The organism is Candidatus Aquicultor sp., from assembly GCA_036504445.1.
GTDB lineage: Bacteria > Actinomycetota > Aquicultoria > Aquicultorales > Aquicultoraceae > DASXVE01.
In genome coordinates, this window is record DASXVE010000004.1 from 26,458 (window position 1) to 34,335 (window position 7,878).

Below are 7,878 nucleotides of genomic sequence, written 5' to 3' on the forward strand. Positions count from 1 at the left end.
CGACCCGAACTACTTGATAATAATAGCGTTTTGCAACCTAGCTGTCCATCACAGCCCTTATTTCGGATATATAGGACACGGCGGTTTCCACACAGGTTTCGCCGGCGTTTCCGATCAAGCTGATAAGGGCGCTGCCGATGATAACACCGTCAGCTATCCCGGCAATCTGCTTCGCTTGCTCCGGTTGGGAAATCCCAAAACCGACCGCAAGCGGCTTGTCGGTCACTTTTCTAATCCTTTTAATAAAATCGGCTAAATTGGCAGGAAGATTAGCCCTTGCACCTGTCACACCGGTAAGTGATACGCAATAAATGAAGCCGCTCGACATACGCGCGATGTTCCTCAGGCGGTCCTCTCCGCTTGTCGGGGTAGCAAGCATGACGGTTGCGATGCCATAGGTCGCCGCGGTATGCCGCCACGGGTCCGCTTCTTCCGGTGGCAGATCAGGGCAGATTACACCGTTTACTCCCGCTTCGCCGGCATTAATCGCAAAGCGTTTCATACCGTAGCGGTAGATGATGTTATAGTACGTCATGATGACGATTGGTGTTGCGGTATGCTGCCTTGCTCTTCGTACCAGCTCGAACGCGGTATCGGTCGTAACGCCGTTTGCGAGCGCGCACTCGGCCGCAGCTTGTATTGTTGGGCCGTCCGCCAGTGGATCAGAGTACGGTATGCCGAGCTCGATTAGGTCGGCACCGGCTTCAGCAACGCCGGTGATGAGTTTAAGCGATGCTTCGATATTCGGAAAACCGGCCATAAGATAAGGCATGAGCGCGGCCTTGTTGCCGGCACGCAGCTGCTCGAAAAGATCGTCGATTGCATTTGTTTTCATCAGCATTTAAAGATCAACCCCTAACACACCGGCTACCACTTGAACATCTTTGTCGCCCCTGCCTGACAGATTAATCACTACAACATCGTCTTCAGAAAGCTCGGGCATGAGCTTCTCCAGATACGCAACTGCGTGCGAGCTCTCAAGCGCGGGCAGAATGCCTTCCGTCGTGGCAAGCAGCTGAAACGCCGCAAGGGCTTCCGTATCGGTTACGGTGCCGTATTCCGCCAGACCGTTTTCCTTCAAGTAGCTGTGCTCGGGACCGATCCCTGGGTAATCAAGACCTGCCGAAATGGAATGCGCCGGTAGAATCTGCCCGTATTTGTCCTGCAAGAGATAACTTAAGCTGCCATGCAACACCCCTTTGTCACCCATCGTAAGCGACGCGCCGTGTTGGCCGGTTTCAAGCCCGCAGCCTGCCGGCTCGACACCGATTAGGCGAATGCCATCCCCTATAAACGGATAAAACATACCGATTGCATTGCTGCCGCCGCCCACACAGGCGATAATTACATTCGGCATCCTTCCCTCAACCGATTGTATCTGTTTCTTGGTCTCTTCGCCGATAATGCTCTGAAAGTCGCGAACCATCATCGGATACGGGTGCGGGCCACCGACCGAGCCGAGCATGTAGTGCGTGGTCTCAACGTTGGTCACCCAATCGCGGATCGCCTCGTTCATGGCGTCTTTAAGCGTGCGCGTGCCGCTTAAGACCGGAATTACTTCAGTGCCGAGCAAGTTCATGCGAAATACGTTGAGCGATTGGCGTTTTGTATCCTCTTCACCCATGTAGACCTGGCATTCTAAACCGAAAAGTGCTGCCGCAGTTGCGCTCGCCACGCCGTGCTGGCCGGCCCCGGTTTCAGCAATAATTCGTTTCTTGCCCATGCGTTTGGTTAAAAGCGCCTGGCCGATAGTATTGTTGATCTTGTGCGCACCGGTATGGCAGAGGTCTTCGCGTTTTAGATAGATCTTGGCTTTATCATAGTGCTCGGTCAACTTCTCGGCAAAATAAAGGTTTGTCGGCCGTCCTATATATTCACGCTGGTAGAAGGCAAGCTCTTCTTGAAATTCACGGTCACTTTTTACTTCCGCATAGGCTTCTTCCAGCTCGGACAGCGCGGTCATCAGCGTTTCCGGCACGAATTTGCCGCCAAATTCACCAAAATGGCCGCGTTCATCCGGTAATGTGTAGTGCATCATATTTCAATCCCATCCGTTCTTTAACTTCACTCAGCGTTTGGGTGGCTATTGTGCGTGCCCTCACGCTGCCTTCAACAAGAACCCGCTGGACGTACTCGGGTCGAACCGAAAGCTCGAGACGCCGGCCGCGTATCGGGCCCAGAGCGCTGATTATATCATCTGCGAGTTTTTCTTTCATATCCGAGTAGCGGATTTTCCCCTGCTTGTAGAGCGTCAAAAAGTGCTCGTACGTCTCACGCGACGAAAATGCGTGCATTAAATCAAACAGATTTCCGGTTCCCGGGCTCATTTCACCACCGGTAAGGCCGGTATCGGTAACCGCCCTCGCAAGCTTGCGCCTGATTTCGTCGGGAGGGTCCGCCAAAGCGATATAGTTTTGCGGCCCTAAGCTTTTACTCATCTTTCGCTCCGGTTCCGTAAGCGACATCACGCGGGCTCCAGGCCCGAGGTACTCTTGTGGTTCAGGGAACATATCGCCGTACCGTGCGTTAAATGCCCGAACGATTTCCCGTGTGAGCTCCAGGTGGGGCAACTGATCTTCGCCGACCGGAACAATCGAGCTTTTGTACAGCATGATGTCGGCCGCCATTAACACCGGATAGCTCAAAAGCCCCATGTTAACGCTGATGTGAAGCTGCGCCGCCTTATCTTTATAGGTCGGAACGCGCTGCAGCCACGACGCCGGTGTAACCGTATTTAAGAGCCACGCCATCTCGGTGTGCTCGGGAACGAGCGATTGGATCATCAATGTGCTCTTCGCCGGGTCAAGACCGGCGGCCAGGTAATCGAGCGCGGTATTAAACACGCGCTGCCACATATCTGCGGGGTTATACGGCTCGGTTATTGCATGATAATCAACGATACCAAAAATGCCCTCGTACGTGTCTTGCAGCTCGATCCAACTCTTAATAGCGCCGAGATAGTTGCCTATATGCAGCTCCCCGGTAGGCTGGATGCCGCTAAAGAACCGTTGCCCATCCATAACGATCGATCATCCCTCGCATTCCTTGATGACCTTCATGAACTCGCGCATCCTATATCTATCCTTTTTGCCCGGCTTGATTTCTATGCCGCTGCTCACATCAACCGCGTAGGGTTTAACAACCTTAACCGCGAGCGCCACATTTTTATGGTTGAGGCCGCCCGCCAAAATCAACGGTTTACGAGATTCGAGGTTGCGCACCAGCTCCCAATTGAGGTGAAGGCCCGTACCACCGTACTGACCGCGCGCGTAGGCATCAACGAGAAACGCCGCGACATTAGCGCTCGGGTCCAACAGCGTTTCCGCTTCGAATTCGTTTTCGTGGAATATCCACTCCTCGATCTCGGTATAGTTTTTCATCCGAAAAGCTTTGATGACTTTTTGTTTAAACAGGCGGCAGTAAGACGCGGTTTCTTCGCCGTGAAATTGCAGCACATCGAGCCCGCAATACTCGCCGATCGTCTTTACCTCGCCTGCCTGGTGATTTACAAACACACCGACGGTCGTCACAAACGGTGGCAGCTCCTTTATTATGCGTGCCGCCGCTTCAGGTTTAACTTGCCTTGGGCTCTCGGCAAAAACAAATCCGACAGCGTTGGCGCCCAAATCGACGGCCAGAAGCGCATCTTCGGTATTTGTGATACCGCATATCTTTACCCTTGTCACGTTTTCATCCTCCAGCTGAAACACGAAATAAAATACCTAGCGGCTGTCCCTCCCGTAGCGGTTGGGCATATGCCTGCTATCAAATGCTCTAACGCAATGCATACCATTATCCAACCGCTAGGCGCATCTATCCCGTCTAGCTAGAATGCACGTACTCTAGCGGTTATCTTCACTGCAAGCAGCCATCGAGAAGTTATAGTCCTTCAGCTCATGCTTAAGATAACTATCATAGGCCGTCATGTCGAAGTAGCCGTTACCGCTTAGGCAGAAGAGAATTGATTTCTCTTCGCCGGCTTCCTTCGCTTTGAGCGCCTCGTCGATAGCACCGCGAATAGCGTGCGAACTCTCAGGCGCCGGGATGATACCCTCGGCTTTAGCAAACAGGACGGCTGCGTCAAATACATTGTTCTGGTTATATGCCGCTGCTTCAATTATACCCTTGTCATAGAGCAAGCTCACGATCGGCGAATCGCCGTGATACCTCAAGCCACCGGCATGTATGCCTGCCGGTACGAATTCATGGCCGAGAGTGTACATCTTAACAAGCGGTGTCATACCCGCTTCATCAGCTAGGTCATACCTGAACTCACCTTGGGTAAGCGTCGGGCACGCAGACGGCTCAACTGCCACGATTCGCGTGTTCTTTCCAGCGAATTTATCCTGGATGAACGGGAAGCTTATGCCACCAAAATTGCTTCCGCCGCCACAGCATCCGACAACAACGTCCGGATAATCTCCCGCCATTTCCATTTGTTTCTTTGCTTCAAGGCCGATAATCGTCTGGTGCAAGAGCACATGATTAAGAACGCTGCCCAGACAATAATGTGTGTCATCGCGCTTAACGGCCTCTTCGACCGCCTCACTGATCGCGACACCGAGGCTACCCACCGTATCCGGATACTCAGCGAGAATGCGGCGCCCTGCGTCCGTGGTATCGCTCGGGCTCGCAAAGACCTTCGAGCCGTAAATCTCCATAAGCGAGCGACGATACGGTTTTTGCTCGTAACTCACCTTTACCATGTACACAACAAGCTCAAGGCCAAAGAAATTCGTCGCCATCGCCATAGCACTGCCCCACTGGCCTGCGCCGGTTTCGGTCGTTATTCTCTTTATACCTTCCTTCATGTTGTAGTATGCCTGCGGGATAGCCGTGTTTGGTTTGTGACTTCCCGTCGCGTTGACGCCCTCATACTTATAGTAGATCTTTGCCGGTGTATCGAGAACTTTCTCGAGTCTGCGCGCTCTATAAAGCGGCACCGGACGGTAGAGCTTGTAGATCTCCTGCACTTCTTCAGGGATCTCGATATAGCGCTCTGTGCTTACCTCCTGCTTGATGAGCTCTTGGGCGAACAGCGGTGCCAAATCGCCCGGCTCAACCGGCCGGTTAAGTGCCGGATGCATGTACGGCTCCATCTCGTACGGCATGTCCGCCAGTATGTTATACCAGGCTGTCGGCATCTCCTTTTCGGTTAATAGAATTTTGCTGTCCATAATAATACTCCTCTCTGTGCTTCTGGTAGTTTTCACTACGAATTTACATGTTTACCTTGCAGCTTTTATTAAATCTCCCAACTTTTGTTCCGGGTTACCGCTTTTTAGAAGCGACTCTCCAATTAAAAATCCTTGTGCACCGGCCGATATTAGCTGTCGTATATCAGCCGAAGTTTTAATACCACTTTCGCTGATTACAACACGATCTTCCGGCACTAGCCCAAGCAGTTCAAATGACGTGTCGAGATCGGTTGCAAGCGTATCGAGATTGCGATTATTAATCCCAAGCAATTTTGCGCCGCTTGCAATTGAGCGCTCAAGCTCGCTTTTCGTGTGCGACTCGAGCAGTACTTCAATACCTAAATCGTGCGCCAACCTCATAAACCGTGCGATCCGCTCGTCATCGAGAATCGCAGCGATGAGAAGGACTGCATCTGCTTGATGCGCCGCCGCCTCATAGATCTGGTACTCATCGACGATAAACTCTTTGCATAGCACCGGAACTGTTGTGTGCTTCCTTACTTCTATCATATCGGCGGGCGTACCGCCAAAGTATTTTGTATCGGTCAATACCGAGATGCCTGCCGCGCCCGCGCGTTCGTACATGGCCGCGAGCTCGGTTAGCGTATATTCGCATTTCATCTCGCCACCCGACGGCGAGCGCCGCTTGGTCTCAGAGATTATCGCCGGCTTGCGCCGCTTGGCTACCCTTAGGACAGACTCAATGAGACTCCTTCGCGTTGCACGGGCATCTATCTGCAATGAGTCGATAGGGCGCTCGTCTCGCGCCCGCGCTATGTATGCTTTTTTATCCGCGACAATCCGATCCAGTATCAATCTCGTTCCTCTCAGCGATATCGTTTTTAAGCCTGCGTCCTCGCATTATATTCCTTAAGTGCCTCGAGCTTCTCGAATGCGTGCCCGCTGTCGATTGACTCCGCCGCCAGCAATATTCCATCGGCGAAGCAGGAAACCTTATCTGCCGCGAGCAGAGCGGCGGCGGCATTCATAATAACAATGTCGCGCTTCGGACCGTGCACACCTTTTAAGATATCGAGCGTAATCGCCGCGTTATCCAGTGCGTTGCCGCCCCGCAGGTCACTGCTGGCCGCACGCCTTAACCCGAATTCCTCGGGAGTAATCGTATAGGTGGAGACTTTGCCGACCTTAACTTCTGAAATAATGCTTTCGGCGGTATTGGTTATCTCGTCAAGACCATCGCTTCCATGAACGACGAGAGCGTGTTTTACGCCCAGGTTATTAAGCACTCTGGCCATGATTTCGGTTAGGGCCGGGTCGTAAACGCCGAGAACCTGAGCGGTAGCCCCGGCCGGATTCGCAAGCGGCCCGAGAATGTTGAATACCGTGCGAATACCGATCTCGCGGCGCGGACCGATCGCATACTTCATAGCTCCGTGAAAGGTAGGGGCAAACATAAAGCCGATACCGATTTCTTCGATGCTATCCTCTACCTGCTCCGGTGTTACATCAATTCGTATACCGAGCGCTTCAAGCACGTCGGCGCTACCGCTTTTGCTCGAAACCGACCGGTTACCATGCTTCGCAACCGGAACACCGGCGCCGGCAACGACAAACGCGACGGTTGTTGAGATATTAAACGTAAATGCCTGGTCACCTCCAGTGCCGCACGTATCGACAATCTCTACGACGTTCGGGTGTATCCTGCATGCGTTGTCGCGCATGCTTTTTGCAAACCCGGAGATCTCATCGACCGTCTCGCCCTTCATCCGCATTGCCGTTAAAAGCGACGCAATCTGAGCGGGTGTAGCTTCTCCGCCCATGATTTCGTTCATAACCTTCTCGGCCTGGTCTTTTGTTAGATGTCTGTTGTCAGATACCGCTTTGATCGCTTCAACCAACATCTTGCCCCTCCTTAACCTATCCGACCGCCAACATGCCCGAGCGAGTTCTGCTCAGGAAATTACGAAGAATCGTCTTGCCATCACTGGTAAGAATCGACTCTGGATGAAATTGCACGCCTTCAACCGCAAACTCGCGATGCCGTACCGCCATAATGAGCCCGTCATGCGTTTCAGCGGATACTTCAAGGCAACCGGGAAGCGTATCCCGCTCAATGACAAGCGAGTGATATCGCGTCGCAACAAATGGGTTGGGCACGCCGGCAAATATAGTCGCTTCGTCATGGCAGACTTGCGATGTTTTGCCGTGCACGAGAACGCCCGCATGCACTACGTTTGCCCCGAACGCCTCACCGATGGCCTGGTGACCTAAACACACCCCAAGCACGGGAATCCGGCCTGCGGCCGCCTGAATCAGCGCAACTGAAATGCCGGCGGCCGCAGGCCGGCCCGGCCCGGGAGAGATCACGATGTTATCAGGCTGCATAGCGAGAACCTGATCGACCGATACCTCGTCATTCCGAAATACGATTAACTCCTCGCCCATTTCGGCAAGATATTGTACCAGGTTAAACGTGAATGAATCGTAGTTGTCGATCATCACAATCATCGTAAAACTCCAATCGGTAAAGCGTAACTCACGCGCGATTTTAAGAATCGTTCCGTCAAAAATATCCCGGAAATACAAAAAACCCTCAATCCCATATGGGACGAGGGTTAAATTTCTCGTGGTGCCACCCAATTTCACAGGCTCCTTGTGCCGGCTCTGCCGGTAAAAAGATGTGCCTGCCTCATTGTTCGAGGTACACGCAACATACTGA

General features: G+C 52.7%; 8 protein-coding genes. All 8 read right to left on the bottom strand.

The genetic code is table 11. The annotated features are described in order from the left end of the window. Nucleotides 1–37: 37 nt before the first annotated feature. Entirely contained in the window at nt 38–841 is an 804-nt protein-coding gene (trpA, locus tag VGK02_00440; protein ID HEY3373518.1) for a tryptophan synthase subunit alpha, read from the bottom strand. Beyond that, complete coding sequence (trpB, locus tag VGK02_00445; protein ID HEY3373519.1) at nt 842–2,038, bottom strand: tryptophan synthase subunit beta; 1,197 nt, start codon at nt 2,036–2,038, stop codon at nt 842–844. Continuing rightward, on the bottom strand, nt 2,013–3,020 hold the full coding sequence (trpS, locus tag VGK02_00450; GenBank protein HEY3373520.1) for a tryptophan--tRNA ligase: 1,008 nt from the start codon (nt 3,018–3,020) through the stop codon (nt 2,013–2,015). Before trpS ends, trpB begins: the two co-directional genes overlap by 26 nt. Before the next feature lie 9 nt (nt 3,021–3,029). Next, nucleotides 3,030–3,686, bottom strand: a complete 657-nt coding sequence (locus VGK02_00455; GenBank protein ID HEY3373521.1) for a phosphoribosylanthranilate isomerase — start codon at nt 3,684–3,686, stop codon at nt 3,030–3,032. A gap of 156 nt (nt 3,687–3,842) precedes the next feature. Next, nucleotides 3,843–5,177 (bottom strand): TrpB-like pyridoxal phosphate-dependent enzyme, encoded by a 1,335-nt coding sequence (locus VGK02_00460; GenBank protein ID HEY3373522.1) that lies wholly within the window; start codon nt 5,175–5,177, stop codon nt 3,843–3,845. Nucleotides 5,178–5,228: 51 nt separating this feature from the next. Beyond that, the gene (trpC, locus tag VGK02_00465) at nt 5,229–6,014 is read right to left on the bottom strand and encodes an indole-3-glycerol phosphate synthase TrpC (GenBank protein ID HEY3373523.1); all 786 of its coding nucleotides are present in this window, start codon (nt 6,012–6,014) and stop codon (nt 5,229–5,231) included. A 26-nt stretch (nt 6,015–6,040) separates the two neighbouring features. Then, nucleotides 6,041–7,060 (bottom strand): anthranilate phosphoribosyltransferase, encoded by a 1,020-nt coding sequence (gene trpD / locus VGK02_00470; protein HEY3373524.1) that lies wholly within the window; start codon nt 7,058–7,060, stop codon nt 6,041–6,043. A 16-nt stretch (nt 7,061–7,076) separates the two neighbouring features. After that, nucleotides 7,077–7,878: aminodeoxychorismate/anthranilate synthase component II (locus VGK02_00475; GenBank protein HEY3373525.1), on the bottom strand; the 802-nt coding region annotated here is incomplete at its 5' end.

Excerpts from the sequence above, each read along its gene's own strand:
- trpS (HEY3373520.1), bottom strand. The coding sequence starts at position 3,020 with ATGGATGGGCAACGGTTCTTTAGCGGCATCCAGCCTACCGGGGAGCTG.
- trpB (HEY3373519.1), bottom strand. The coding sequence starts at position 2,038 with ATGATGCACTACACATTACCGGATGAACGCGGCCATTTTGGTGAATTT.
- trpD (HEY3373524.1), bottom strand. The coding sequence starts at position 7,060 with ATGTTGGTTGAAGCGATCAAAGCGGTATCTGACAACAGACATCTAACA.
- trpA (HEY3373518.1), bottom strand. The coding sequence starts at position 841 with ATGCTGATGAAAACAAATGCAATCGACGATCTTTTCGAGCAGCTGCGT.
- VGK02_00460 (HEY3373522.1), bottom strand. The coding sequence starts at position 5,177 with ATGGACAGCAAAATTCTATTAACCGAAAAGGAGATGCCGACAGCCTGG.